21 protein-coding genes are annotated in these 26,335 nt (G+C 62.9%); 9 read left to right on the forward strand and 12 right to left on the reverse strand.

Features of this window, described 5'->3' with window-relative positions; all coding sequences use genetic code 11:
* The first annotated feature begins 14 nt into the window (after nucleotides 1–14).
* Both argG and ACTHL0_RS22315 read left to right on the forward strand, forming a co-directional pair.
* Entirely contained in the window at nucleotides 15–1,349 is a 1,335-nt protein-coding gene (argG, locus tag ACTHL0_RS22310; RefSeq protein ID WP_440569082.1) for an argininosuccinate synthase, read from the forward strand.
* A 19-nt stretch (nucleotides 1,350–1,368) separates the two neighbouring features.
* On the forward strand, nucleotides 1,369–2,502 hold the full coding sequence (locus tag ACTHL0_RS22315; RefSeq protein ID WP_440569083.1) for a 3-deoxy-7-phosphoheptulonate synthase: 1,134 nt from the start codon (nucleotides 1,369–1,371) through the stop codon (nucleotides 2,500–2,502).
* On the opposite strand, the gene ACTHL0_RS22320 is transcribed toward ACTHL0_RS22315, so the two are convergent.
* The 7 genes from ACTHL0_RS22320 to ACTHL0_RS22350 form a co-directional block, all read right to left on the reverse strand.
* Nucleotides 2,485–3,075, reverse strand: a complete 591-nt coding sequence (locus ACTHL0_RS22320; RefSeq protein ID WP_440569085.1) for a BPSL1445 family SYLF domain-containing lipoprotein — start codon at nucleotides 3,073–3,075, stop codon at nucleotides 2,485–2,487. The genes ACTHL0_RS22315 and ACTHL0_RS22320 overlap by 18 nt on opposite strands.
* Nucleotides 3,076–3,255: 180 nt before the next feature.
* Nucleotides 3,256–5,382 carry a D-(-)-3-hydroxybutyrate oligomer hydrolase gene (locus tag ACTHL0_RS22325; RefSeq protein WP_440569086.1) on the reverse strand — a complete coding sequence of 709 codons (2,127 nt, stop codon included), beginning with the start codon at nucleotides 5,380–5,382 and terminating at the stop codon, nucleotides 3,256–3,258.
* Nucleotides 5,383–5,696: 314 nt separating this feature from the next.
* A complete protein-coding gene (locus ACTHL0_RS22330) occupies nucleotides 5,697–6,029 on the reverse strand; it encodes a DUF2322 family protein (protein WP_440569087.1) in 333 nt (110 codons plus the stop codon).
* Nucleotides 6,030–6,095: 66 nt separating this feature from the next.
* Nucleotides 6,096–9,029 (reverse strand): EAL domain-containing protein, encoded by a 2,934-nt coding sequence (locus ACTHL0_RS22335; RefSeq protein WP_440569088.1) that lies wholly within the window; start codon nucleotides 9,027–9,029, stop codon nucleotides 6,096–6,098.
* 192 nt (nucleotides 9,030–9,221) lie between these two features.
* Nucleotides 9,222–9,659, reverse strand: a complete 438-nt coding sequence (locus tag ACTHL0_RS22340) for a DUF1801 domain-containing protein (protein ID WP_440569089.1) — start codon at nucleotides 9,657–9,659, stop codon at nucleotides 9,222–9,224.
* Nucleotides 9,660–9,708: 49 nt separating this feature from the next.
* Nucleotides 9,709–10,518, reverse strand: coding sequence for a phosphate/phosphite/phosphonate ABC transporter substrate-binding protein (locus ACTHL0_RS22345; protein WP_440569090.1), 810 nt, complete (start codon nucleotides 10,516–10,518; stop codon nucleotides 9,709–9,711).
* Between the two features lie 57 nt (nucleotides 10,519–10,575).
* On the reverse strand, nucleotides 10,576–11,673 hold the full coding sequence (locus ACTHL0_RS22350) for a fatty acid desaturase (protein ID WP_440569091.1): 1,098 nt from the start codon (nucleotides 11,671–11,673) through the stop codon (nucleotides 10,576–10,578).
* Nucleotides 11,674–11,978: 305 nt separating this feature from the next.
* Between ACTHL0_RS22350 and ACTHL0_RS22355 the strand changes: the two genes are divergently transcribed.
* On the forward strand, nucleotides 11,979–13,538 hold the full coding sequence (locus tag ACTHL0_RS22355) for a methyl-accepting chemotaxis protein (protein ID WP_440569092.1): 1,560 nt from the start codon (nucleotides 11,979–11,981) through the stop codon (nucleotides 13,536–13,538).
* 44 nt (nucleotides 13,539–13,582) lie between these two features.
* On the opposite strand, the gene mnmH is transcribed toward ACTHL0_RS22355, so the two are convergent.
* On the reverse strand, nucleotides 13,583–14,632 hold the full coding sequence (gene mnmH / locus ACTHL0_RS22360) for a tRNA 2-selenouridine(34) synthase MnmH (protein WP_440569093.1): 1,050 nt from the start codon (nucleotides 14,630–14,632) through the stop codon (nucleotides 13,583–13,585).
* Nucleotides 14,633–14,767: 135 nt separating this feature from the next.
* On the opposite strand from mnmH, the gene ACTHL0_RS22365 reads away from it, so the two are divergent.
* Nucleotides 14,768–15,187, forward strand: a complete 420-nt coding sequence (locus ACTHL0_RS22365) for a secondary thiamine-phosphate synthase enzyme YjbQ (RefSeq protein WP_440569094.1) — start codon at nucleotides 14,768–14,770, stop codon at nucleotides 15,185–15,187.
* Between the two features lie 7 nt (nucleotides 15,188–15,194).
* On the opposite strand, the gene ACTHL0_RS22370 is transcribed toward ACTHL0_RS22365, so the two are convergent.
* Nucleotides 15,195–16,907 (reverse strand): acid phosphatase, encoded by a 1,713-nt coding sequence (locus ACTHL0_RS22370; protein WP_440569095.1) that lies wholly within the window; start codon nucleotides 16,905–16,907, stop codon nucleotides 15,195–15,197.
* Nucleotides 16,908–17,161: 254 nt separating this feature from the next.
* Between ACTHL0_RS22370 and ACTHL0_RS22375 the strand changes: the two genes are divergently transcribed.
* Complete coding sequence (locus ACTHL0_RS22375) at nucleotides 17,162–17,968, forward strand: COG4705 family protein (RefSeq protein WP_440569096.1); 807 nt, start codon at nucleotides 17,162–17,164, stop codon at nucleotides 17,966–17,968.
* 72 nt (nucleotides 17,969–18,040) lie between these two features.
* Here the strand turns inward: ACTHL0_RS22375 and ACTHL0_RS22380 are convergent, their stop codons facing one another.
* Nucleotides 18,041–18,781 (reverse strand): helix-turn-helix domain-containing protein, encoded by a 741-nt coding sequence (locus ACTHL0_RS22380; RefSeq protein ID WP_440569097.1) that lies wholly within the window; start codon nucleotides 18,779–18,781, stop codon nucleotides 18,041–18,043.
* Nucleotides 18,782–19,124: 343 nt separating this feature from the next.
* Here ACTHL0_RS22380 and ACTHL0_RS22385 point away from each other — a divergent pair, with 343 nt between their 5' ends.
* Complete coding sequence (locus ACTHL0_RS22385) at nucleotides 19,125–20,975, forward strand: M24 family metallopeptidase (protein ID WP_440569098.1); 1,851 nt, start codon at nucleotides 19,125–19,127, stop codon at nucleotides 20,973–20,975.
* 292 nt (nucleotides 20,976–21,267) lie between these two features.
* Nucleotides 21,268–21,957, forward strand: coding sequence for a type IV pili methyl-accepting chemotaxis transducer N-terminal domain-containing protein (locus ACTHL0_RS22390; protein ID WP_440569099.1), 690 nt, complete (start codon nucleotides 21,268–21,270; stop codon nucleotides 21,955–21,957).
* Between the two features lie 195 nt (nucleotides 21,958–22,152).
* Here ACTHL0_RS22390 and ACTHL0_RS22395 read toward each other — a convergent pair whose 3' ends face one another.
* Together ACTHL0_RS22395 and ACTHL0_RS22400 are read right to left on the reverse strand one after the other, a co-directional pair.
* Complete coding sequence (locus ACTHL0_RS22395; protein WP_440569100.1) at nucleotides 22,153–23,037, reverse strand: alpha/beta fold hydrolase; 885 nt, start codon at nucleotides 23,035–23,037, stop codon at nucleotides 22,153–22,155.
* Nucleotides 23,038–23,065: 28 nt separating this feature from the next.
* Complete coding sequence (locus ACTHL0_RS22400) at nucleotides 23,066–24,292, reverse strand: MFS transporter (RefSeq protein ID WP_440569101.1); 1,227 nt, start codon at nucleotides 24,290–24,292, stop codon at nucleotides 23,066–23,068.
* 123 nt (nucleotides 24,293–24,415) lie between these two features.
* Between ACTHL0_RS22400 and ACTHL0_RS22405 the strand changes: the two genes are divergently transcribed.
* On the forward strand, nucleotides 24,416–25,312 hold the full coding sequence (locus ACTHL0_RS22405) for a LysR family transcriptional regulator (RefSeq protein WP_440569103.1): 897 nt from the start codon (nucleotides 24,416–24,418) through the stop codon (nucleotides 25,310–25,312).
* Nucleotides 25,313–25,532: 220 nt separating this feature from the next.
* The coding region (locus ACTHL0_RS22410; protein ID WP_440569104.1) for an NAD-dependent protein deacetylase at nucleotides 25,533–26,335 on the forward strand (803 nt) is incomplete at its 3' end.

Here is a 26,335-nt window from a genome sequence, read left to right on the forward strand (position 1 = left end):
GAACGGTTTCCTTCATGAGTACTATTCTTGAAAGCCTCCCGACTGGCCAGAAGGTCGGTATCGCCTTTTCCGGCGGCCTCGACACGAGCGCCGCGCTGCATTGGATGAAGCTCAAGGGCGCCGTCCCCTACGCCTATACAGCGAACCTCGGCCAGCCGGACGAGGATGACTACGATTCGATTCCGCGCCGTGCGCTCGAATACGGCGCGGCCGGTGCGCGCCTGATCGACTGCCGCGCGCAACTCGTGGCCGAAGGGATCGCGGCGCTGCAATGCGGTGCATTCCATGTCTCGACGGCCGGCATCACCTACTTCAACACGACGCCGATCGGCCGTGCGGTGACGGGTACGATGCTCGTCGCGGCGATGAAGGAAGACGGCGTCAACATCTGGGGCGACGGCAGCACGTACAAGGGCAACGACATCGAGCGCTTCTATCGCTACGGTCTGCTCGTGAACCCGGGCCTGAAGATCTACAAGCCGTGGCTCGATCAGCAGTTCATCGACGAACTCGGCGGCCGCGCCGAAATGTCCGAATTCATGCGCCAATCGGGCTTCGAATACAAGATGTCCGCCGAAAAGGCGTATTCGACCGATTCGAACTTGCTCGGCGCCACGCATGAAGCGAAGGATCTCGAAAGCCTCGAATCGGGCATCAAGATCGTCAACCCGATCATGGGCGTGGCCTTCTGGCGCGACGATGTGCAGATCGCCAAGGAAGAAGTGACGATCCGCTTCGAGGAAGGCCGTCCGACGGCGTTGAACGGCGTTGAGTTTACGGATGCCGTCGAATTGCTGCTCGAAGCCAATCGGATCGGCGGGCGTCACGGCCTCGGCATGAGCGATCAGATCGAAAACCGCATCATCGAAGCGAAGAGTCGTGGCATCTACGAAGCCCCGGGGCTCGCGCTGCTGTTCATCGCTTACGAGCGTCTTGTCACGGGCATTCACAACGAAGACACGATCGAGCAGTACCGCGACAACGGCCGCCGCCTTGGCCGCCTGCTGTACCAAGGCCGCTGGTTCGATCCGCAAGCCATCATGCTGCGTGAAACGGCGCAGCGCTGGGTGGCACGTGCGGTGACGGGCGAAGTGACGATCGAGCTGCGTCGCGGCAATGACTATTCGATCCTCAGCACGAAATCGCCGAACCTGACGTATCAGCCCGAGCGGCTTTCGATGGAGAAGGTTCAATCGACGTTCTCGCCGCGCGATCGTATCGGTCAACTGACGATGCGTAATCTGGACATCACCGATACGCGCGAGAAGCTGCGCATCTACTCGCAAGTCGGCCTCCTGACGCCGGGCGAAGCCTCGGCTCTGCCGCAGATCAAGGGCGACGACAAGTAAGTTGCCCGGAGCAACGGCTATGAGAAGCATCGATAATCCTTCCCACGATCGAGAAGTCGGCGTGGCCGACGAGACACAAGACACGACGCGCATCGACGACGTTCGCATCGGTGCCGTCCGTCCGCTGATTTCGCCTGCATTGCTGCAAGACGAAATGCCCGTGCCGCCGGCCGTCCAGGCGCTGGTGGAACGGGCGCGCATCGAGATCGGCGATATCTTGCATGGCCGTGACGATCGGCTGGTGGCGGTCGTCGGTCCGTGCTCGATCCACGATCACGATCAAGCGCTCGAATACGCGCATCGGCTCAAGGCCGTGGCAGACGAACTGCGCGACGACTTGCTCGTCGTGATGCGCGTGTACTTCGAAAAGCCGCGCACGACCGTCGGTTGGAAGGGGTATATCAATGATCCGCGGTTGGACGGCAGCTTCAGAATCAACGAAGGGCTGCGTGCCGCGCGCCGTTTGCTGCTCGATGTCAGCACGCTGGGTTTGCCCGCCGCCACGGAATTTCTCGATTTGCTTAGCCCGCAATACATCGCGGATTTGATCGCCTGGGGGGCCATCGGCGCCCGCACGACCGAAAGCCAGAGCCATCGCCAACTCGCATCGGGATTGAGTTGCCCCGTTGGTTTCAAGAACGGGACCGACGGCCGCGTACAGATTGCGGCCGATGCGATCGTGGCGGCGCGTGCGAATCATGCCTTCATGGGCATGACGAAGATGGGTATGGCAGCGATCTTCGAAACGCGCGGCAACCAGGATGCGCATGTCATCTTGCGCGGCGGCAAAGAGGGGCCCAACTACGATGCCAAGAGCGTCGAGCAATGTTGCGCGGTGCTGCGCGCGGCGGGCCTGCGCGAGCAGGTGATGATCGATTGCTCGCACGCGAATTCGGGCAAGGCGCACGAACGGCAGATCGACGTGGCGGGCGATATTGCCGAGCAGCTTTCAGGTGGCGAGCGCCGCATCGTCGGTGTCATGGTCGAGAGTCATCTCGAAGGCGGCCGGCAGGATCTGAAGCCGGGTGTGCCGTTGCGTTACGGCGTGTCGATTACCGATGCGTGCTTGAGCTGGGCTCAGACCGAGCCCGTGCTCGAAACGCTGGCGCAGGCGGTTCGCCGTCGGCGCGAGCGTTCAAATGATCAACCGTGAGATTTTCGTCCCTTCGAGCGAGACGCCTGCCATCAGGCCGGCATTCGTGAGGACGAACGCTTCCACGGGTTTCGTGACCGTCGATGTATCGATGTTGCCGTTCGCCCCGACGGTCACCACGGCCACCGTGGCATCGACGCCCGCTGCCCAGCCTTGGCTGCTCATGAATTTGTCGAGGGCTTCCTGCGTCATGAACAGCATGATGATCGCCTTCGATTGCGCGCCGATTTGCAAGCCGAACGAAGCCGCCGCAATGCTGTAGTAGCCGCTCGTTTGTTCGCCGACGCGCAGTGCGCCCTGGCCGTACTGCCCGCCGAACCAAAAGCCGGCCGAGATGACCGACGGAAACACGAGTACGCCGCGAGCTTTGCCTACGAGCTCGCGGGAACCGTTCACCGTGGTATAGAGCCGCGTGAGCGTGGCTTCGACGTCGGCATCGATTGTCGCGCGTCGTCTGGCATTGGCGTCCGGCGTACCCGAGGTGGAAGGGGCCGTGGTGGTGCAGCCGGCCAACGACAGCCCGCCCGATGCGAGTGCGGCCCCGGACAGGGCGATAAATCGACGGCGTTGCATGAATTCTCCTTCGAAGCGAATGAATCGGCCGCGGCATGCCGCCATTGCGGCGGTGTGCGCCGCGACCTAAAGCAAAGACAAGGGAGAGGGCGCCCGAGTTCCTAAATGTGCTCCAGACCACATAGGCGCCGGTTCTGGCAATTTCGCTTCTTTTGCCGTTGGAAGGGCAACCGATCGACTCTAGTGCGGCACGTTGACTACACCTTCATCGACGACGATCGCATTGCTGCCGGGATTCGGCGCGATCGGAGGGAGATTGGCGGTGGTGAGCGCAGGCGCGGCGCCCGGCGTACCGCCGCGCGGCACGGTGCGGATCACTTGCGAGGGCGGCAGCGGCGTGCCGTCCTTCAAGTGATGCCACATCAGGTCGAGCGCTTGCAGATAGTAGTAATGCACGGGAATGAAGCGCGTGTCGAAGCCGGGGAAGGGCAGAAATGCGTCGAAGTGCTGGCCGTTCGTGACCTCGTAGAGCGTGACCCGGCTGCGGGCACCTTCTCTTGCGCTGTTCGCGGCCAGGTAGGCACGCGACGCATGGTTGATCGGCACCAACGCGTCGCTGCGGCCTTGCACGAGAATGGCCGGTTTGCCGTGCAGCTTCGCTTCGACCTGCACTGCGCGCACGCTGGCGGCCATCCGCGGATCGTGCTGTGTCCACAAGCGGCGCATGCACACGGCGCCGGCGAAACTCGCATCGGGTGTCGCGAATCGATGATCGGCGGGGCCGCCGGCACCGTCGTGATAGACGAGGTTGATCCCGTTCGTCGGCGTAATGCCGTTACCGAGCCCGAACACCGTCGGCATCGGCGGCACGCTTGGCGGGACGCCTGCCGCGCCGGTTGCTGCATTCGTCGTACCGAAGCTGAAGCCGCACAGGTTGTCGAGCACGCTCGATCGCGTGTACGCATTCGCGTAGGTGACGGCGACGGCCGGGACCGCTTGCGAATCCCACATCGGCGCTTGCAGCAGATCGGAATCCGCTTCATAGCCGCCCGCATGCAATTGGGCGAGCGCGTCGTTCGCCTGTGCTTGCCAATCGCCGCCGGTCACATAGCCGGCGGCCGCCAGCGATGCGCAACGCGCCTGCCGGATTGCCGTCGTTTGAGCGAGGGGCAGGGCAGTGAGATAAGGCGCCCCGGCGGCCGCTTGCGCGAGCGCGGCACACGGCTGGAGCAGATTGGCGAGCGTAACGTAATCGGCGAGCGGCTTGCCGGCTTCCTCGATCGGTTGGCCGCCTTCGAGCACATGGGCCCGATGCGGCATACGCACGTTCACCTGCGGTTCGCCGACTACGACGCCGGTGATCCATCCGCGCTCATCCTGTTCGGCCGCTTCGAGCGAGGCGCCGCCGCCGTTGCTCACCGAAGCGGCGATCGTCGTGATGCTGCCCGGTTCGTAGCGGACAGGGTGATGCCAGCCGCCCATCGCCGGGCCGAATTGGCGGTTCAGCACCCAGTACGCGAACTTGATGGCATCAAGCGTGTCCTTGCCCCAATCCTGCTCGGGGTTTTGTTGCGAGTGTGCGTGCTTGAATGCATAGCGATAGGGGAACGCCGCGTTATAGCGGGCAATCTCGCTGTTGCTCGCATCGACGGTGAACAGGCTGTTGCGCCCTGCGGTTGCCGCATTGGCGACACGGCCGTCCATCAGCGTGACATCGCCCGTCATCAACTCTTGCGCGCCGTTGCCGGTGCCTTTGTCCGTGTAGGCGACGGCGCATCCCCGTTTCAAACCCCATTCGCCGGCCGCGGAGATCGCGCCGTATACGCCGCGCGAACCCGAGGAAGTGGCCGTGACGATGCAGGGATTCGATGGGTCGAACCGGGCGGGTACTTGCACCATCAACGTGACGTTTTGCCGGCCGCTGCCGTTGTCCGCATAGGCGAGATATTCGGTGCCCGGGATCTTGCCTTCACCGAGGGTGTCGTTTCCGTCGAGATCGACGTTGGGCCCCCAGAAGCGGCCGTAGCCGCCTTTCGGCGACATATCGACGAGCGCGCGATAGTTCGACCAGATCGCCAGGCGGCGCAGTTCGGCGGCGCTCGGGCTGGACGGGTTCGCGATAGCCGGTGCCGGGCCGGTCAGGCCCGTCTTGCCGAGGCCCGCCGTCAGTAAATCGTCGGTGACGCCGTCATAGGTCGTACTGCGCACGCTGCCCGGGACGATGAAAGACGGCAACCGGTTCAGGCCCGATGGCGTATCGCGGTTATCGTCGGCGTGGGCGGTGGAACAGAGGAATGCGCCAGCGATCGCGGCGCACGTGAGCAAGGCTGAACTTCGGACTGCATGGGCAAGAGCAATGGCTTTCATCCGCGTCCCCTTCCGTGGTGTGGCGCGCGTTGCGCCGTTTCGATGCGAAGACCCTGCGTGACACTGCCATGACATCGACCAACCGAGCGAGCGCGCATATTGCATGCGCATTGCCGCCGATCGACCCTCGCGATTGTGCGCAAACTTCGTATCGCCATCAAGCGGTGTCTTTGGGATGCAGGCTGACGGCGATCATTGCCAGCGTCGCTGCGGTGGCCATGCGTACGTTGCGCTTTTTCAGTAGTTTTTAAAAAACTACTGAAAGCACCGAGAGAGGTACGCAACCTCCTCTCCTTTTCCCTTTCCCTTTCCCTTTAGGCTTTCCCGGCCACCTCGATGTGGAGCGCCTGCCCACTCGACACCACCTCCAACAATCGATCCACATTGGGGTGCGCGCCAGGACGGTTGCGTGCGTCGGCTGTATGTTCGGCAAAGATGGCGAGGCCGTGCTCGGCCGCCTTGACGTCGAGTTTGCCGAACACCTGACGCAGATAGTGATAGACCGCCAGCGAGCCCTGCTTGCCCGGCTTATTTTCGATGGTGGCCACCACGGTGCCGTGGCCGTCGACGAGATCGATGCGCTCCACGGCATCGATCGAGGGCAGCAGGGCGAGGTTGTCTTTGAATACTTGGGTCGGTTCGATCACAGAAAAGCTCCGCTTATCGGGTTGGATTTGGCGGGCTGTATTTTAGACGCTTCCTACTGTCTTCGATCACTGCACGCCACTCTCCGCGTCCAGCGCGTCGTCCACTGCGACCTTCGGCGTGAGATAGCGCGGCAGCAACGCGATCTGGCTCTTGGGCAGCGGCTTGCTGTAAAGGAACCCCTGCGCAACCTCGCAGCCGCACACATTGAGAAAGGCCGCCTGGTCCACCGTCTCCACCCCTTCCGCGATGACCCGATGCCCCAGGCAATGCGAAATCGACAGAATCGCCTTGACGAGTTCGGCGTGCCGGCGATCGGTCGTGACCTTTTGCACGAACGTCCGATCGATCTTCAGCGTATCGATGGGAAAGCGCGTCAGATAGCTGAGCGCCGAGTAGCCTGTGCCGAAATCGTCGATCGCGATCGATAGCCCCATTTGCTTGAACGCGGAGAGTGCATAAGCCACCGAATCGTCTTCGTCCAACAGCAAACTTTCGGTGATCTCGAGCTCGAGCCATTCGGGCCGGCATCCCGTGTCGGCGAGTATCTTCTCGACCATCGGCACCAAACCGCGCGACTGAAACTGCCGCGCCGACAAATTGACCGCAACCGTATGCAGTGTGCGGCCATCGCCGTTCCACTGTGCCGCGGCGCGACAGGCTTCGCGCAAAACCCATCGTCCGATGTCGACGATGAGCCCCGTTTCCTCGGCCAGCGGGATGAACTGGTCCGGCGCAATATAGCCCGAGCCCGGGCGATTCCACCTGAGCAACGCTTCGGAGCCGAGCACTTCGGCATCGCGAAACGCGACTTGCGGCTGATATTGGAGTTCCAGCTCGCCGCGATCGATCGCGCGCCGCAATTGCGATTCGAGTTGAAGGTTCGCCGCGGCTTCGATCGTCAAGTCGTTCGTATAGAACCGGAAACCCTGGCGGCCGGAGCGCTTCGCCAAATACATGGCGGAATCGGCGTACTTCAGGAGATCGTCGACATCGGAGCTATCGATCGGATAGAGCGCGATACCGAGACTGCACGAGATGAACACTTCCTTGCCGTTCAGCACGAAGCGCTCGCCGAGCCGCTTGATGATCGTCGCCGAGATCTGCTCGACGGTCCTGCGATTGCGCACATCGGGCAGCAGCACAGCGAATTCGTCGCCGCCGAACCGCGCCACGGTATCGCCGGGACGAACGCTTGAAAGCAGGCGCGCTGCCGCTTCGCGCAGCAATTCATCGCCAACGGCATGACCCATCGTATCGTTGACGCTCTTGAAGCGATCCATGTCGATCATCATCACGGCCGTCAAACGATCCTCCACATTGGCGGAGGTGAGGCGACGCAGCGTTTCGTTGAACGACGTGCGGTTCGGCAGGCCCGTCAGCGCATCGAAGTACGCCATGCGATGAATCTTCTCGCGCGATACGTGAAGCTCCGTAATATCCCGCCCGATCGCGAGCACGGTTTCCACCGTGCCGTCAGGACCGAGCTCCGGCGTCAGCCGAATGAGCTGGCAGAGCAGGCTGCCATCGGCGGGTTGCCATCGCAACTCGAACTGCCGATCGGCGGCGCTCATGAAGACGTATGTCAACTCCCGCTCGTAAAGGACCGTATTCGGCCCGCCCGGATACTCCGAAGGCGTCTTGCCGATCAGGGAGTCCACGCCATCCGCGGCGAGTGCCGCGAAGGTGGGGTTGACATACAGGCGGCGAAGGTTCCGATCGTAGCGGGCCACGGTGTCGGGCGAGTGCTCGACCAAGGTCCGGAACTCGCGCTCGCGTTGCGCCAGGGTTTCGTCGAAACGGCGGCGCTCCGTGATGTCGCGCGCCACCACCAGCACACCTGTGACCGTCTCTTGCGCGTCCAATACGGGAAGCCGGCGCGTTTCCAGCAAAATGCGTTCGCCGGTTGCTGGACTGATCACCCATTCGTCGTTGACGCAGATGCGCATGGCATCGATGGCGGCGTTCTCCCGTTCGCGGAAGAAATCGGCCAGGTTCGCATCAAAGAAATCGTAATCGGTTTTGCCTAGAATTTCGGCTTTCGATTTGCCGACGAATCGCTCGAGGCCATGATTGCAAAGCGTGAAAACGCCGGTCGTGCTCTTTAACCAAACCATATCGGGAATGGTGTGCAGCACGTTCATCAAATGGGCGCGGGCCTCGGACAGTTCGCTCGCCTTATCTTCGAGACTTTTATTGAGTTGCAGGATCTTTTCATACTGCGCGCGTAGCTCGGTTTCCGCTCGCTTGCGTTCGGTAATATCCAGGATCGCGCCGATGAGGCCGGCTTGACGGCCTTCGGCGTCGTGAAACACCGCCTTCGTGTATTCCACCTCACGATCTTCCCGCTGCGCGTTGCGGGCCTTGAATTCGTATCGCTGAATGCCTCCGGCCGCGAACAGCTCCTCGTCCTTGGCGAAGTAGACCTTGGCCAACTCGTACGGGTTTACCTCATAGACCGATTTTCCGACGAACTGCTCCTTGGGGATGCCCAGGAAGTCTTGAAAGGCTTTGTTCAGCTGAAGGTACCGGCCCTGCCGATCCTTCGAAAAGACCGGGATCGGGATGGTGTCGAGCAGCAATTCGAGAAACGATTCGCGCTCGCGCAGCTTGGCTTCGGCGTGCTTGCGCGGGCTGATGTTAAAGCACAGCGCGAGCACGCCCCGTTCTTCGTCCCGAACCGGATCGGGCATCAGCTGTACCAGATAGTGCTCGCGTTGCTCCTCGGGCTGCGCGTCGAACGTCAACTCGATTTCGCGTGTCACGCCGGTCGCGGCGACATCTTGAATGGCCTCGAGATAGCGCTGGAGCGTGGCGGGCGCGAGCCGTTCCGATTCGGCGAGCGCGACCTGTGCACCATCGATTCGCGTGCTCATGATGGCCGTCGCGGCGCGGTTCATATAGCGCCGGCGGCCCGATGCGTCGTACCGGATGACGGCGACATGCAAGTCGCCGACGGGCACACGGTATTCGTCTTCGTTGTCGATCCCAGGGGTATCCATGCCGTCAGAAAAGGCTGTTGATGTCCACGCATTGCCGCCCAGGCACGGATCCCGGAATCGGTCGTATCGTCCGCGCGTGAGCGCGTGCCAACAGCATGGATAACGGCTGGAAGCGGCAATTCTGAAGCGCCGGATGCCCTGAATCTGCCCCCGCTATCGCGAAACTCAAGTGTTTTTCGAGGAATTTGGCGGTCACTGCTCTGTTTGTTTGGGCTTTGCCTTCGCTTTTGCCTTCGCGCTGGATTCGTTGAGATCGACCGCTTCGCGTATGAGGGCTTTGAACGCGTTGGCATCGATTTGTTCGCCTTCGTGAATATCGATGGCCCGCCTCGCATTGCCGTCGAGGCTGGCGTTAAACAGCTTCGACGGGTCTTTTAACGATGCACCCTTCAGAAACGTCAGTTTCACGACGGACTTGTACGACTCCCCCGTGCAGATGATGCCAGCGTGCGACCACACGGGCGTGCCCATCCACTTCCATTCCTCGACGACGTTCGGCTCCGCCTCTTTGATGAGCGCGCGCAGGGTGCTCAAGGTTGTGCCGCGCCAGTCGCCGAGATCGGCGATGCGCGCATCGATCAGCTCGGAAGCCGGCGTGTTTTCGGTTGCGCTTGCAGTCGGTTTTTTCATTTTGTCGATTCAACCTCGTTCTGCCCTCTTTCTCGCGGATTCTACGCGGTCAGGCCAGCCTGGGATAGCCTGACCGCTGGGCGTCGGCTTCCATGTCGAGGATGGTGCGATAGGCACTGGGCGGCATCGTCGCCACGCCCGATAGACGTAACCGCGCTGCAAGGGATGGATGCGACGCGATGATCTCGGCCAGCGTCGTCGCGAGACTGCGCAGCGTGTCAGGCTCGAGGGTTCGCGACGCGATGAAAGGCAGCGCGGGGGCCGGGCGCGTGAACCCGAGCACGCGCAGGCGTTGGACCACGCTGGGGATATGGTCGCGCGCGAAGGCCAGGGTGACGCAATCGATCGCCGCAATATCGGCGCGCCCCTCGTCGATCGCAGGGAGCGCGTGCAAATGCGAGCCCGTCTTTAACACAGTGCCGACGAAACGACCGTCGCGGGCGAACGGCGCAATCGCGTGACGCAGGGCGTTCATCCCGCTGTGCGAGGTATCGTCGTTGTATGCCGCGGCTTGGCCCCTGAATGCTTCGAGCGACGCAGCGCGCTCTGCGCGACGGACGACGATTGCACTGCGATAGTAGGCGCCGTCGCAGCCCGGCGCGTTGAACACCGGAACGCCGACAATGTGAACGTGTTCGGCCAGCCCGTGCATCAGCGGGTAGCCGCAGGTTTGCGAGAGCAGAAGATCGGGGCGGCGCCAGAAGGTGTCGAGAGGCAACGCGTCGCCTGCAAGGATCGTCAGGCGTTGACATCGATTTTGCGCCTGGAGACGTTCCCCCAGCTCGTGCAGCAGCGCTTGCCAATCCGCGGCGAGATCCGCGCAAAGGTTGTACATCGGCAAGGCGGCAACCCAATTCATGGAAGACACGGGTGAGCGGGCTCGGGCATCAGGCGAGGGGCGATGCCAAGCGGAGCGTCACGGCAACGGTGCGCCGATGAGGTCGCTCGGGATCGGCAGGGCCTGCGCGGCACATCGTGACGGCTCGGCCGAGTCATCATCGCGTCGTGCGGCACCGTGCGAAGCCTCACGCGAGTATGCAACATAATCGGCTGCGACGAATGCGAACCTTTTCCACCACTCGCGATAGCCGCGCACGACAAAACCCGCGTTGCGCGCGTCATACGTGGCTGCGTGATCGCGATAAACCTTGGGAAGTGCAAACCAGGGTACGGAAGGCAAGTCATGGTGCACTGCGTGCAGCGTGTTGTTCAAAAAGAGCAGACGCCAAGGCCACGCTACATGGTTGATCACGCTGCGGCACGCGGGATCCGGGTGATAGCGGTGTTCTTGAAACGAGCGTACGAGCGCGATCGAGAGGGCGAGGTAGCCGCTGGCGAAGAATGCCCACGGCGGGACGCCGCATCGTAGCTCGAGCCACGCCGCGAGCACCGCGACAGCGAGGGCGTGCGCGATCCACGTGACGAGCGTTCGCCTGTCGCCGCCCATGACGCGGCGGTACGCGTCGTGACCCGTTAGAACGAGCGTGACGGCTGGGCCGATCGACACGCGACCGATGAAGGTGGCGCGTGCGTGCAATAGCATCCGGATCGCGCTTGATGCGCTGGAAAGGTCCCGGCTCGACACGAAGAAGCTCTCAGGGTCGGTGTCGGGATCCGTCAATGCGCTGGTGGCATGATGCGCCAAGTGCGTCTGCCGGTAGACGGCGTACGGAAACCACACGGCAAGCGGCGCGAAGCCGAGTAGCGCATTGAGCGTCGGCGATCGTGTCGGATGGCCATGCAATAGCTCGTGCTGCAACGACATGTACCAAGCGCTTGCAACCGCGAGCAGCGGGATTGCGACAGGTAGCCCGATTCGCGTCGCGTTGGAGGCAATGCCGAACCAACCGCCGTATACCGCGGCAATCAGCAGCCACGTCGGCCACTCGGTACGCCAGTGCCAGGAGCGGCGGTCGCGGGCGATTTGGCGGCGCTGTTCTTCATTCAGGTAAACCGCACCGTGTGCGCAGACGGAGGCGGTCGGCCTCGGATCGAAAGGGGAGAGCGGTTCCACGCGTGATCACGTTCAAGGACGGCGAACGGTCACGATAGCGACGGGGGGCAAACCCGCGAACCAATCAATTCTGCTTTGCATTTCTATTGGCGTGGGCTGCGGCTTTAAATCGATACCCGCCTCGCCAAATGATCATACGTTTCAGTAATTTCCCTTAAACGCGCGTTGAAAAACAATCGACGCTCCGAACTTACCCCACCTCCAGAATGGCTTCGGCACGCCGTTAATCAATGAGAACCCATTGTTGATGACGCGCCGGCCGCATCGCACCAGCGATGTGCGTTGGTTTTGCCTATGAGGGAAGTGTGGACCGTCTGACGCTCAGTAAAAAACTAGGATTGGCCTTGCTCGTCATGTGGCTCGGTTTGCTGTTGTTCGGTGCGTGGGCTGCCCTGCAGACGCGCGACACGATGCTGAGCGGCCGCAAAGCCGTGATTCGAGACATCGTGGAAGCGGGCGTCAACGTGGTCGCGCAGTATCAGCAAATGGCCGAACGCCACGAAATGTCGGAGGAGGAGGCCAAGAAGCAGGCCATGGCGCGGCTCGCTTCGATGCGCTACCCGGGCAACGGCTACTTGTTCATCACGAATGCCAATACCGTCGTGATCATGCACCCGGTCTTGCCTGACCTGGTGGGCAAGGACCAGAGCAACTACAAGGACACGAACGGCAAGCCGTTGTTCGTCGAGATGTTGAAGGTGGCACGGGAAAGTGGCCAAGGCTATGTCGATTACATGGCGCGGCTGCCGGGCAAATCCACCGAAGTGCCGAAGGTCTCCTTCGTCGAACGTTTCGCGCCGTGGGATTGGTACATTGCGTCGGGCGTCTACCTCAACGATATCAATGATGCCTTCCATGCGCGCTTGATTTCGTATCTGCTGACGATGCTCGTGATCGGCGGCGTCAGCTCGTTCGCACTCGTCATGATCATTCGGAACGTTCAACGGAGCCTCGGCGGCGAGCCCGCGTATGCCGCTTCCGTCGCCGAATCGATCGCCGGGGGCGACCTGACCCATGATGTCGTGGTGCGCGACGGCGACCACGGCAGTATGGTGTACGCGATGCAGCGCATGCAGCACCGGCTCGCGGAAACCATGAACCGCATTCGCGGCGGGACCGAAACGATCAACGATGCCGCGCAGCAGATCGCAGCGGGCAACCTCGATTTATCTTCGCGTACCGAAGAGCAGGCCGCATCGCTTGGCGAAACGGCGGCGAGCATGGAACAGCTGACGGCCACGGTCAAGCAAAACGCCGACAACGCGCGCCAGGCCAACCAGATGGCGGCCGATACCTCGCGCATTGCGGGCGAAGGTGGCGAGGCGGTGCAGCAGGTCGTGGCGACGATGCAGAACATCTCGGCCAGTTCCGCGCGGGTCGTCGACATCATCTCCGTCATCGAAGGCATCGCATTTCAGACGAATATCCTTGCGCTGAACGCGGCGGTCGAGGCCGCGCGGGCGGGCGAGCAAGGCCGTGGCTTTGCCGTCGTTGCCGGCGAAGTGCGCAACCTTGCGCGCCGCAGCTCCGACGCGGCCAAGGAAATCAAGGGGCTCATCGAAGAATCGGTCGGCAGCGTCGAAGATGGCAAGACGCTCGTGGAGAGCGCGGGCGGCAAGATGCAGTCGCTCGTGCATTCGGTCAAAAGCGTGACCGACATCATCATCGAAATATCGGCGGCATCGGAAGAGCAAAGCCGCGGCATCGAACAAGTGAACATCGCCATCGCGCAGATGGACCAGACCACGCAGCAAAACGCGGCGATGGTCGAGCAAGCGGCGGGGGCCGCGCAGGCGATGCAGGAGCAGGCCCGCCTGCTCTCCGACGTCGTCAGCACGTTCCGCGTGCAAGCCGCCGCTCGCTAACGAGGCTCGTCAACGGCGGGCGGAGTCTCAGGCCTCCGCTCGCGTCACATTCGCAATTGGTCGAGCAACGCGCGCGCTTGCGCATCGATATCCGCGTCGTTGGGATGCAGCTCGAACGGAATGGCATGCGGCAGTTCGACGAAATGCGTTTTGCTGCTGCGCGCATAGGCCGGATCGTAATGCAGCGCGATCAGCTCGTCGAAAAGCTGATCGCGAGCGTCTTCGTCGATCAGGCGGCACCAATGAGTCACGCGCTGGTGGCTGTGCAAGCCGATCAGCTTCCTCAGTTGCGCTTTGAATGCGTCCGGCGTATCGAACAACTGCCCGTAATCTTCGAGCAGGAACGCGATGCGTTCCTCGTGCGGCGCGTGCACGCCAATGCAGCGCGATCGATGCATCGCACCGAGCAGGCCATCGGGCAGTGCCACGCGGCCGATCGTGCGGCTCTCCGCTTCGATAAACACGGGGCGGCCGGCGGTGAACGCGCGCATCGCTTGGACGAGCGCCGTCTCGAACGCTTTCTGCGAGGGCTGCGGCTGCCCGTTGAGTGCACCGAGCAGCGAGCCCCGATGCGATGCCAAGTGTTCGAGGTCCAGTACTTGCGCGCCGGCGTTCGCCAGCGCCCGCAATAGCCGTGTCTTGCCGCAGCCGGTCGACCCGGTCAGGACGATATATTCGAATTGCTGCGGCAACGCGGTGAGCGCGTCCAGGACCGAACGCCGGTACGTCTTATAGCCGCCGTCCAGCCGGCGTGCTTGCCAACCCATCAGATTGAGCCAGACGGCCAGCGATTCCGAGCGTTTGCCACCGCGCCAGCAGTACACGAGGGGACGCCAGCCGCGCGGGCGATCGGCGAAAGTCGTCTCCAGGTGCCGCGCGATATTGCGCGCGACCATCGCCGCACCGACGCGCGTCGCCTCGAATGCCGAGACCTGCACGTAGAGCGTGCCGACCACGACGCGCTCCTCGTTCTCGAGCACGGGCGCGTTGATCGCGCCGGGGACGTGATCTTCGGCGAACTCGAGCGGCGTGCGGACATCGACGATTTCATCGAAGTCGGACAGACGCTCGAGGCCGACGCTGAGATCTTTCACGGGCGAAGAGAAAAGGAGCGAGGGTGCAAGCGATTATGACACGGCGCGCGGTGGCGCCCGGGCGTCCGTGCATGGCCTATGCTTACGGTTTTCGGTAAGGGGCGAGAAAGCGTCCCCTGCTTTTCAGGAGAAATCATGCGCCAATCGCTCGAACATTTGCGCGTCGCGGTGCGGGGGCGCGGCCTTGTCGAGATTACTGACCCAGTTCGGGAGTACGTCGGGCGCCAGTCGGTCGAGACAGGCCTGCTTACGCTGTTTTGCCGGCATACGTCGGCGTCGTTGCTGATCCAGGAGAACGCGGACCCTTCGGTCAAGCGGGATCTCGAACGCTACTTCGAAGCGCTTGCGCCCGAGGACCCCCAGCGCTACGAGCACGATACCGAAGGGCCCGACGATATGCCCGCCCATCTCCGTACGGCGTTGACGAACGTGCAGCTGTCGATTCCGATCGAGCACGGTGCGCTTGTATTAGGCACCTGGCAGGGCATCTATCTGTTCGAACATCGCCGGCAGCCGCATACGCGGGACGTCGTGATGCATGTGATGGGGGAGTAAGTGTCCCTCACCCCAAATCTAGCGCCCCCGTCAGATCCCCAGGCGGCGCTTCATCACGCTCAATGAACGCCTGATTGCGCGCCGCCACCCCGTGGAGCGGCGCGAGCCCATGAACGCGATCGATCAACCGCAAGATCGAATTCGTATCGTAGAACGTGTGATCGACGAACCCCTTCTTCGCGAACGGTGCGATGACGATCGCCGGAATTCGCGAACCGGGCCCCCAGCGATCGCCTTTCGGCGGCGCAACCGGATCCCACCAGCCGCCGTTCTCGTCGTGCGTCATGACGATAACGGTGTCCCGCCACTGTGGACCGTTGCGAATATGATCGATGACCGTAGCGATGTGCCGGTCCCCCGATTCGATATCCGCATAGCCCGCGTGCATGTTCAGATCGCCCTGCGGCTTATAGAACGAAACGGCAGGCAGACGGCCAGCATCGATGTCGGCGATGAACCGATTCGTCGAAGCATCGTTGCCCATCCCCGCGTCGCGTAAGTGCCGTTCGCGCAAAGCGGTGCCCGGTGCGAAATTGGCGAAGTAGTTGAACGGTTGATGGTGATATTGAAAATCCGGCCTCGCACCGGTCTCGCGGTGCGCAAGTGCGTACTGCCACGCGCCGCTATACCAAGCCCAATCGACGCCTTTTTCTGTGAGCCGATCGCCGATCGTGGCGTACCTCTGCGGCGGCAGAACACGGGGGTCCGCAGGATCGGCAAGCGCGGAATCGCCCTCGTCGGCGGGCGCGACGAAACTCGGTTGATAAGGCGGCGCCATCGTATTGACGGCATAACCGTCCGGCGTGAACAGGCCGTCACGAACGAATTTGGGCGGCCCGTCGAGCGCGGACGCCGGGGCACCGGAGGCGAGCTTGAGCCGCGTGCCGAGCGGATCGTCGCCTTCGAGCACCGAGACCAAATGTTTAGCCGGGCTCGTCGCAATGTCCGGATAGAACGGTGCCTGCGCCGAAATCAAAAAGATGTGGTTGAGCCAGGAGCCGCCAAACGCGGCCGTGAAAAAGTTGTCGCACAACGTATATTGCTGCGCCAGATTCCACAGCCGCAGTGTATGTGCCGAATTGTGGTAGTGGCCCATCACGAGCGCGCCCGAATCGGCCCAGGCGACGAATTGATCGTTTCGCCCGCCATTGATCTGCATCTGGTTTTGATAGAAGCGGTGCCACAAGTCACGCGTGATGACGGCGTTGGGCAGCGGTTTGCCGTGCGCATCGGCGACGACAAACGGCCGGTTCGGCAGATGCGTGATGTCATCCTGGCCGATCATGTAGCGGGACGTGCCCACGTGCTGCGCTTGCGGCACCAGACCGCCCCAGATCTTCGGCAAGTATGGCAATGGCGTGCGGCCGTCGCGATCGAGTTGCACCGGGGCTTTCCCGGCCGCGGCGTCGAGCGGAGCATTCACGCCCGGGAAATGACCATAGAGATTCGCGAAGCTGCGGTTCTCCGCATAGATGACAACGATATGGCGCACGCGCGCACGCAGGGCGGCGTCGAGCGCGTCGTCTTCGGCACTTCGGGCGATTGCGCGATCACGTTGTGCCGCGCGGCTCGGCGTGCTGTTGCACGCGGGAAGGGCAAGCCCCATGCCTACCGCGGCGAGGCCGCCCAGCAGCCGGCGACGGTCGGGGTTCGCTGGCTGGTCCGCTTCGCTCGATTCCTGCTTGGTATGCTGCGGGACTTTCGGCGTGTGCTCTTGCATCGGCTGTCTCCGTCATTCACGGCGCGTGGGCGTCCGGGTGCATCGGGATCTACGCGCATGGGATGCCGCGCCAGGGTTGGCGCGGCGCTCGTCGATAAGGGCGACATAGTAACGCGATGCGGGCGGCGGGCAAGCGGCGACGGCGATCCGTGCTGGCGCGCACGATGCTGCTAAGCATGCCTTAAGTAAGGCCCGCGACAATGTCACGCGTTTGAATTGAGATAGTGCGGAATCAGTAAAAAGGAGAACGGAACATGACCCTACGAACCTCGGTGGCGGTTCAGCACGACAGCGAGGCATGGCTCAGCAAAGTGCCGCAGGCGACCGCCGTGTTCTGGCTCGTCAAGATTTTGGCGACGACGGTTGGCGAAACGGGCGGCGATGCGCTTTCGATGACCTTGAAGCTCGGCTATGCCGTTGCGACCCTCGTCTTCGTTGTATTTTTTGTCGTCACGTTGGCGATTCAGGTGCGCTCGCGCAGCTATCATCCCGCGGCGTATTGGGCCGTTGTCGTCGCAACGACGACAGTCGGCACGACGACGTCCGATTTCCTCGATCGTACAGCCGGCCTGGGCTATATCTTGTCGTCGGCGATATTGTTCGTGGGCGTGCTGATGGTGCTCGCTGCATGGCGCGCCACGGCCGGTCGCATCGAATACGACCGCATCATGAAGCCGCGCGACGAGGTGTTCTACTGGGTCACGATTCTCGTGTCGAACACGCTCGGTACCGCACTCGGCGATTTCGCAGCCGACGATCTGGGGCTCGGCTTCGAACACGGTGCGCTGCTGTTCGCAGGCCTGCTGATCGTTGTCGCGCTGGTATGGCGTTTATCGCGTCGCGTGCCGATCGGCGTGCTGTTTTGGGCGGCGTACGTGCTCACGCGTCCGCTCGGTGCGACGCTCGGCGATACACTCACGAAACCGATTGCGCAAGGCGGGCTCAATCTGAACCGCATCTCCGCTTCGCTCACGATTCTCGGCGTCATGATTGCCATCGTCGTCGTTCAGCATTTTTGGCGCGGCGACACGCGGCGCGCGGCAGTCTCTTCATCGGAGTGACGTTGGAGCAGGCCGTGGCGATCCGGGCGATCGGGCGGCCCGCCGCGGCCTCGACCCGCTATGCGAGCGGGGTCAACTTGTTTTTTTGCTGCGTTGACGCGCAGGTTTACTGGCCATCGCGGGCTTGGCTTTCGTCAGCTTGCCAGCCGCGCGGGCTTTCGTCGGCACCGGCGCGGCCGCGGCCGTCTTTGGGCCCGGGATTGTGCCGCCGCCCTGGCGCTTGGGCGAGCGCGAGAGTGGCTGGAACGCCGCGTGTCCATCGTCGAACAGCGGCAGGGTGCCCACCGCGATGACCTCGGCCGGTCCCGGGCCGACATTGACCACACGGTGCCGGTGCTGCGCATCGAAATGCAGCGAATCGCCGGCCGTGAGTTCGTAATCTTTTTTGCGGACTGTGTAGCGCAATTTTCCGGACAGCACGTAGACGAATTCGTCGCCGCCATGCGCGACCCATTCGGAACTGTAGCCCTCCATCATGAGCACTTTGACGGCGTTCAACATGCTGCCGTCGAACGTCGTCGAAAGCCGTTCGTACTTCTGCTGCATCGGCCCAACTTGATACGATTCGCGGCGCCCTTCGTGCGAATCGGGCTGCGCTTGACGGGGATGCTCGAGCAGCGCACCGAGCGGCACATTCAACGCCTTCGCGACATTGACGAGCGAGGAGATCGAAATGCCGGTCAAATTGCGCTCGACCTGCGACAAAAATCCCACCGACAAGCTCGACGCCGTCGCCACTTCGAGCAGCGTCATCTTCGATTCCCGGCGCAGGCGCCGAATGCGCTGGCCGATGTGATTGATATCCGAATCCATGAATCCTCTTGGAGGAAATCGCCGTCAGCCGTCGATCGCGCGGGTTCGCGTGCGGTGCGACAGGCCGGCCGCTTGCCGGCGCGGATCGGCGCGTCGGCGGCAGCCCGGCAGCAACGTGGCGCATTGTACCGCGCGGTTCAAGCGGCGCCGCAGGTTGCGACCGCGGCTCGTTTCTTCCGCGCGGTTTCCCGGTTGCAGACGGCATCCCGCCGCCAGGCAAATCGACGATTCGGTTTTTTAGTGGGACCTAAATTTTAGCTTGACGTAAATTCGCTGCGACGGTAGTTTTCACCATGGGGACAGGCGCGAGCGCGCCGCGCGCAATGACGAACGAGCAGATACGATGATCGATCGACTTCAATACAACTTTTCCGATCTTCCGGCCTACGAACCTCCGGTCGCCGATATGCAAGTGCGCCTGAGCGCCTTGCTCGAACGCTGCGAGCTGGACGCGCTCGTGGTCACGTCGCAGGATGAATTCATCACTGAATACGTGCCGCGTCGAAATAGCCAGCGCTTCGCGCTTTCCGGCTTCGACGGATCGGCCGGGTCGGGCATTTTCCTGAGCGAAGCGGCGGCGGCGCGAATTGGCGTGGCGCGCTTCGTATTGTTCGTCGACGGCCGCTATCACCTCCAAGCCGAAGCGCAGTGCAATAAGGCGTACGTCCACCTCGAAAAGCTCGAACTCGGTTTCCCGATCTGGTCCGCGCTTGCGCTCTGGCTGTCGAAGCATGCCGATGTCCTGCGCTCGGTCGGCTACGACGCGCTGCGTGTCAGCATCGCCCAACGCGATCGCTTGTTCGACGATACCCGCGGCGGCGCACTGCGATGGACCGCATTCTCCGCACGCGAAATCGACCGCGCGATCGACTTGCCGGGCTGGCAGGTGACACGGCCGATCTTCGAGGTGTCCGAATCGATCACGGGCACCGCTGTCGCCCGCAACCTCGCGGCGCTGAACGATCGTTTGCGCGGCCATCTCGGCAATGCCGGTGCGCGCGTGTGTTGGCTCACCTGCGCGGCCGACGATATCGGCTATCTGCTGAACAGCCGCGGCTATCACATGCCGAATGCGTCGTCGCATCTCGGTTATTTGTTCGTGGTCGGCGATCAGGTGGCGCTGTATTTACCCGAAGGCTGCGAGGATTGCCCCGTCGAACTCGATGCCTATCCGAAACTGCAGGTGTTCCGCAACGATCTGGCGGCGCTCGGGCGCTTTCTGGCGCTGTTCGACGTCGATCATATTTGCTACGGCGCCGAATCCGTCAATTGCGCGATGCCGGACGCATTGAGCCGGGTGTGGCCGCTCGCGCGCCACTCGCACTTCAGCCCCGTCGAATCGATGCGCGCATCGAAGACCCCCCAGGTGCTCGATCACTTCCGCGACGCGTTCGCGCGCAGCAGCGCCGCGATCGCACAGACTATGCGTTGGGCGAAATACGGCGAGCCTGGCGAGCGCCACTCCGAGTACGACCTGGCGCGCAAGATCAACGATGCCTATGCCGCGCGCGGCGCCGTGGGGCTGGCGTTTACGACGATCGCTGCGCACGGCGCCAATAGCGCGCTCGCGCACTATACGGCCGCGAGCGCGGATATTGCCCTCGAGGACGGCGAACTCGTCTTGCTCGACAGCGGGGCCTACTACGAAGGCGGCTTCGCAACCGACTGCACGCGCGTGGTGTTGCGCAAGACCGATGCCGCTACGCAAGCGCAGCCGTGGCAGCGGGAGATCTATACGATCGCGCTCAAAGCGTGCATCAAAGGGCTGGTCGCGCGTTTCCCGGCGGATATGACCGGGGAAGAGGTCGATGAAGTCGTGCGCGACGTGTGCCGTGCGCGCGGCTACGACTTCAATCATGGTACGGGCCACGGTATCGGCATTCATGTCCACGAAGGGGGCGTGCGCTTCGCGCCGGGCTCGAAGTACGGGCTGGTCCCAAATGCCGTGATCTCGATCGAGCCCGGCATTTATGTGGCTGGCAAAGGCGGTGTTCGGATCGAGAATATCGTCGTCATTCATCCGAGCGCGGTTCAGAGCGGGATGGTCGAATTCGAGAACATCGTGGCGGTCGGCTACGACTGGGATTTGATTGACGTCGATATGCTCGACGACGGCGAGCGCACTTACTTGCGTGACTACGAACGGATGTGTGCCGAGCTCGGCAATGGCGTGACGGCTTGCCCGCTGTTGTGAACGTCCGGACGGGCGCCCCGATGCAGTGCCGGCTGCACCATTGCGAATCGCCTTGCACGGATGGGCGGCGGCTACTCGCCGCAAGTGTGCATGCCAGCACCCGAAATTGGTCGCCCATTCATAGGCCGCGGGCCGCGGGCCGCGGCCGTCGCATGGCATGGCTATTGCATGTGAGGTGCGCCGATTTGCGCGGGGCCTGACGCGAATCGGAACGCCACATCGCGGTGCGTCGCGACTGCGGGTGTGTCCTAAGCCAACGCTATAACGGTCGAACCCACGACCACACCTTGCCATGATCAAACCGCAGCCGACCGATGCGCATCGCGCGCGCGAGGCCGACGCCGTTTCAGCAGAAACGATCGGCGAACTCATCAATCTTGCTGGCCGTCAGCGGATGCTTTCGCAACGGATCGTGCTCCATGTACTGCTCGCGACTCAGGGCCATGCCGGTGCGGCCGATGTCGCCAAGGGCTGCTTATCCACTTTCGCCGCGACCCACGCCGATCTCGTCGAAGGCAACGATCGTTTGCCGGGTGTGTTCTGCGATGCGCTGCGCCAGCTGTATTTCGGCTCGCATCGTGCCGACGAACGGATCCGGCGCTTCATCGAAGACGCCGGTGCGGCCGCGTCCTGCCTATCGCCGGAATCGGGCGATGCGCAGGCCGCAGCGGATGCGCTCGTGGCGCAAGTCTCGCCGCTGCTCGAATTGCTGCAGGCCATCACATTGGCCTATCAAAACGAGATGCGCAACGTGGAGCGCGCGGCGTCCAAGCGCGATGAGCAATTGGCCGAGCAGTTGGGCCGCATCTCGATGCAAGCGAATATCGTCGCGATCAATGCGCGCATTTCGGCGGGCCGCGCCGGGCCGTACGGGCGAGAGTTCGCGGTGGTGACGTCGCTGCTGTCGGACATCGTCAAAGAGATGGAGCACATGATCCACGGCGTCATGAACGCGCGTGGCGCGACGGCTCGCTTGCGCTGAAATTTCGGTCTTCGCTCTTCGCTCTTCGCTCTTCGCTCGTCGCACGTCGCACGTCGCACGTCGCACGAGGCAACCGCGCACATGTGCCGGAACGCCTCCTCGTGCCCGTTGAACCGGCCGCCGCGCCCGCCGGTCCTCGGGGCGGGCAGCCCGTATAGCATCAACGCGGCATCAACGCGTTACACGCCGATGTCGTCATGCCTCCCTCTCATCGAGCGATGCCAAAAAGCGGCGCGTGTGCGCGGCCACTTCATCGCAGGCTTCATCGAGTGCAAAGTGGCCTGCCTCGAGCAGGTGGACCTGCGCTTCGGGTACATCGCGACGATAGGCGTGCGCGCCCTCGATAGAGAACGACGGATCGTACTTGCCCCACACCACCAGCATCGGCGGTTGATGTTCGCGCAGGTACTGCTGCCATTGCGGATAGCGTTCGACATTCGTCCGGTAATCGTAAAAAAGTTCGGTTTGAATATCGATCTGCCCAGGGCTGGATAAGAACGCGAACTCGTCGTGCCAGGCATCCGGATCGTAGCGCTCCGGGTGTGCCGTATGTCCGACATGGCGCAACCGGGTTGCGTCGAACGAAAGCAGATTCGCGCGGAGGGCGGTTTCGTGTCGTGACCGGTCGGCCCAGAAAGCCTTACGCGTATTCCACAGCGGCCCGAGTCCTTCCTCATGCGCAACCGCATTTTGCACGATGATTCCACGGATACGTTCGGGTTGAGCCTGAGCGATGCGGAACCCCACGGGGCCACCGTAATCCTGCACGAAAAGCGCAAAGCGATCGAGTTCGAGGCGATCGGCGAAGCGGGTGATCACTTCGGCGAGGCGATCGAACGTATAGACGAATTCGCCAGGCGGCAAAGCGGTGCTATAGCCAAATCCAGGGTAATCCGGGGCGATGAGCCGATAGCGATCGGCGAGCGGCGCAAAGAGCGTTTCATACATTCGCGACGACGAGGGAAACCCATGCAGCAGCAACAGAACAGGCGCGTCGCGCGGGCCCGCTTCGCGGTAAAAGATGTGGAGTCCGTCCACGTCGACGGTCGTATATCGGATGTTTGCGCGAGTCCAGTTCATTGCGTTCTCCCGGGTTCGATGCGTAAAGTCAGGACAGCGTACGATCACGATGCGTCAGATGAATCACTGCGGCGGCAGCGAATGCAACCAGTGTGACACCGGTCACGCCGAGCCAGCCGGTCAAAGCAAGCATCGGACCGGAGAGCGCAGCGCCGATGGCTCCGCCGATGAAGAATAGGCCAGTAAACAGGCCGTTGACGCGCCCGCGCGATTCGGGTGCGAGCAGATTGATTGCGCGGCGGCCCAATGCTTGATCCGCGATGACGCCGGCATCGAGCAGGAAGGCTGAGGCGGCGGCGAGCGCAATCGCAACCATGCGCGGCAGCGGTGCCGTGAGTGCCCATGCTGCCACGATCACGGCGACGATCGCAATCACATGAGCGCTCTGTTTGGCGTGCGTTGCATGGCCGCGGTCGGCCGCATACCCCGCAATCGGCGCGGCCACGGCGCCACCGGCACCGGCGAGTGCGAACACCGCGATTTGCGTCGCGCTGCAATGAACCGGTGCATGTGCGAGCACGACGGCGATGCTCGTCCAAAAGGCGTTGAAGCCGATCATCAAGAGACCTTGATAGAGCGCGTGCCGACGTAGCGTATCGACCGAGACGACAAGCCGGCCGAGCGATGCAATCAGCGCCCGATACGAAGGCTTTTGAGCCGGTAGGTGCGGCGGTAGGCGCGGTACGGCGAGGGCAGCGACAGTCGCGAGCAGCACGGCGTCCGCAATAAAAAAGCCGCGCCATCCAAACGCGCGGGTCGCGATGCTCGCCAGCGGGCGCGATAGCAAAATGCCGAGCATGAGTCCGCTCATGACGTTCCCGACCACCGCGCCGCGCGCTTGCGGCGGAGCCAGCGAGGCGGCTGCGGGCACGAGCATCTGAATGGCGCTTGCCGTGACGCCGATCGCGAACGACGCGGCGAGGAACACCACCGGCGTCGGGGCGAGCGCGGCCGTGCCGAGGCAGACGGCTTGCGCGGCGAGCGTCGCTCCGATCAGCGGACGATTCGGCAGCCGATCGACGAGCGGAACGAGTGCCACGAGCCCGACCGCATAACCGAACATCGTCAGCGCGGTCACGAGTGAACTCCACGCGCGCAGATGCAGCGACGCATCTAGCGCGCCGAGCATGACTTGCGACGCATAGAGCGGCAATACGGCCACGCCCACCAACATGGCGAACAGCAGGATCGGAACGTCCTCGCGATGGGCGGTGGGCGTGGGGGGCGATGTGGCGGCTTGCGAGCAAAGTTCCATGCGAACACTCCTTGTAGGTCAAGCACGATGCACGATTGAGATGCGCATCGATGCTACCCTCTCGCATTACGCGTGTAATTGGTATCAGAGTAGAGACATAATCCACAATATCGGGAGAGTGGCATGCAGTCGCTGCGGGAACTGGAGACCTTCGTCGCGATCGCGGAAGAAGGCAGTCTGACCGGTGCAGCTCGGCGGCTCGGGCGATCGCTGCAGGCCGTCAGCCGGGGCTTGCAAACGCTCGAGGGCGAGATGGGCGCGACGCTCGTCCTGCGCACGACGCGTACGTCGCGACTGAGCGCTGCCGGCGAGCGGTTCTATGCGCGAGTCAAAGTCATCCTCGCCGATCTGGAGATCGCGCAAACGGAGTTGGCCGAGGATGCGCAGCGGTTGACCGGGCGGTTGCGCGTGAATGCACCGACGTTGTTCGGGCCGCATTTCGTGGTGCCGCTCGTCTCCGAATTCCTGCAGCGGCACCCGGATCTGCATGCGTCGGTCACCCTCGACGACGAGTTCAGCGATCCTGCCGCGAGCGGTGCCGATCTCACCGTGCGTATCGGCGCGACGCCCGATTCGCGTCTGGTCGCACGCAAGCTCGCCGACGTTCGCCGGGTGGCGTTCGCATCCGTCTCCTACCTCGCGGCGCACGGCTATCCGCAAACGCCGGACGAATTGATATCGCACCCTTGTATCGTGCGTACCGGTGTGCCGAACCCCAATCGTTGGCAGTTCACCGCGCGCACGGGCGAGGCGGTATCGGTCAACGTGGCGGGGCGCTTCGAAAGCGATCAGGTCGCCGCGGTCAATGCCGCGGTGTTGGGGGGATTGGGAATCGGCTTGGCCGCGTTCTGGCAAATTCGCGGGGCGCTCGAAGCGGGCCGCGTGAATATTGTGCTGCCCGAGTTTGAACCGGCGCCGCTGCCGTTGTTCGCGCTGTGGTTGCGTACTCGCAAGATGCCGGCCCGCACGCGGCTGTTGATCGATTTTATGGCGGCAAGGCTTGCTGGCGAAAAGCTCTAGAACAGGCCGAAGTGCGATGTTGGCCAGACGATCGATATGCCGCCGCGCTGGCCGATCGAGCCGAGGGACGGCAGCCGACGCATCGAGCTCGATCGGCGTAGAATGCGCGACGTTGCAAGTCGCATGGCAGGCATGCTGTGCATGCCACACGTGCCACACGTGCCGCAGGTCCCGCAGGTGCACGTGGGTGCCGTTAAACGAAGAGGAGTCGCCGCGCATCATGACCGAATCGTCTGCATCGATTCGATTGCCCGAGTCTTCGTCTTATGAACCCGCGCACGACGCCGCGGCTTTCGATGCGCTGTATGAGTTTGTCGCTGCCCACGAGCGGTTGTTCGTGCTGACGGGCGCGGGCGTGAGCGTCGGATCGGGCATTCCGGGCTACCGCGATTTGAACGGCGATTGGATGCGCGCGCAACCGATCCAATGGCAGGCGTTTCGCGATTCCGAGCAGGCGCGACGCCGCTACTGGGCTCGCAGCATGGTCGGTTGGCCGATGGTCGCCCAAGCGCAGCCGAATACGGCGCACCTCGCGTTGGCCCAGCTGGGGCAGGCTGGCCGCATCGGTCGTCTCGTCACCCAGAACGTCGATGGGCTTCATCAACGCGCGGGCAGTGCCGGCGTCATCGAGTTGCACGGCAGCATCGGCGACGTACTTTGCCTTGCGTGCGGTAGCCGCCACGCGCGCGCCGCGATTCAGACGATACTGCTGCGCGACAATCCGGCCCTCGCCGATGTCGATGCGGCAGCCTCGGCCGACGGCGATGCGCATGTGGAGTGGGAGGCACTCGACGTCTTTCGCGTGCCCGCGTGTCCGCACTGCGGCGGCATGCTGAAGCCCGACGTCGTCTTCTTTGGCGAGAACGTGCCGCGCGAGCGGGTGGCCGCGGCGAGCGAAGCGCTCGAAACAGCGGATGCGATGCTCGTGGTGGGTTCGTCGCTGATGGTGTTTTCCGGCTATCGCTTTTGTTTATGGGCACATCAGGCTGGCATGCCGATTGCCGCGATCAATATCGGGGTGAC

Origin of the sequence: Trinickia sp. (assembly GCF_051961175.1) — a bacterium.
GTDB lineage: Bacteria > Pseudomonadota > Gammaproteobacteria > Burkholderiales > Burkholderiaceae > Trinickia.

Bases quoted from the DNA above. Each gene is read 5' to 3' on its own strand.
- argG (WP_440569082.1), top strand. From the start codon at position 15: ATGAGTACTATTCTTGAAAGCCTCCCGACTGGCCAGAAGGTCGGTATC.
- ACTHL0_RS22315 (WP_440569083.1), top strand. From the start codon at position 1,369: ATGAGAAGCATCGATAATCCTTCCCACGATCGAGAAGTCGGCGTGGCC.
- ACTHL0_RS22320 (WP_440569085.1), bottom strand. From the start codon at position 3,075: ATGCAACGCCGTCGATTTATCGCCCTGTCCGGGGCCGCACTCGCATCG.
- ACTHL0_RS22325 (WP_440569086.1), bottom strand. From the start codon at position 5,382: ATGAAAGCCATTGCTCTTGCCCATGCAGTCCGAAGTTCAGCCTTGCTC.
- ACTHL0_RS22335 (WP_440569088.1), bottom strand. From the start codon at position 9,029: ATGGATACCCCTGGGATCGACAACGAAGACGAATACCGTGTGCCCGTC.
- ACTHL0_RS22340 (WP_440569089.1), bottom strand. From the start codon at position 9,659: ATGAAAAAACCGACTGCAAGCGCAACCGAAAACACGCCGGCTTCCGAG.
- ACTHL0_RS22345 (WP_440569090.1), bottom strand. From the start codon at position 10,518: ATGAATTGGGTTGCCGCCTTGCCGATGTACAACCTTTGCGCGGATCTC.
- ACTHL0_RS22365 (WP_440569094.1), top strand. From the start codon at position 14,768: ATGCGCCAATCGCTCGAACATTTGCGCGTCGCGGTGCGGGGGCGCGGC.
- ACTHL0_RS22370 (WP_440569095.1), bottom strand. From the start codon at position 16,907: ATGCAAGAGCACACGCCGAAAGTCCCGCAGCATACCAAGCAGGAATCG.
- ACTHL0_RS22375 (WP_440569096.1), top strand. From the start codon at position 17,162: ATGACCCTACGAACCTCGGTGGCGGTTCAGCACGACAGCGAGGCATGG.
- ACTHL0_RS22380 (WP_440569097.1), bottom strand. From the start codon at position 18,781: ATGGATTCGGATATCAATCACATCGGCCAGCGCATTCGGCGCCTGCGC.
- ACTHL0_RS22385 (WP_440569098.1), top strand. From the start codon at position 19,125: ATGATCGATCGACTTCAATACAACTTTTCCGATCTTCCGGCCTACGAA.
- ACTHL0_RS22390 (WP_440569099.1), top strand. From the start codon at position 21,268: ATGATCAAACCGCAGCCGACCGATGCGCATCGCGCGCGCGAGGCCGAC.
- ACTHL0_RS22395 (WP_440569100.1), bottom strand. From the start codon at position 23,037: ATGAACTGGACTCGCGCAAACATCCGATATACGACCGTCGACGTGGAC.
- ACTHL0_RS22400 (WP_440569101.1), bottom strand. From the start codon at position 24,292: ATGGAACTTTGCTCGCAAGCCGCCACATCGCCCCCCACGCCCACCGCC.
- ACTHL0_RS22405 (WP_440569103.1), top strand. From the start codon at position 24,416: ATGCAGTCGCTGCGGGAACTGGAGACCTTCGTCGCGATCGCGGAAGAA.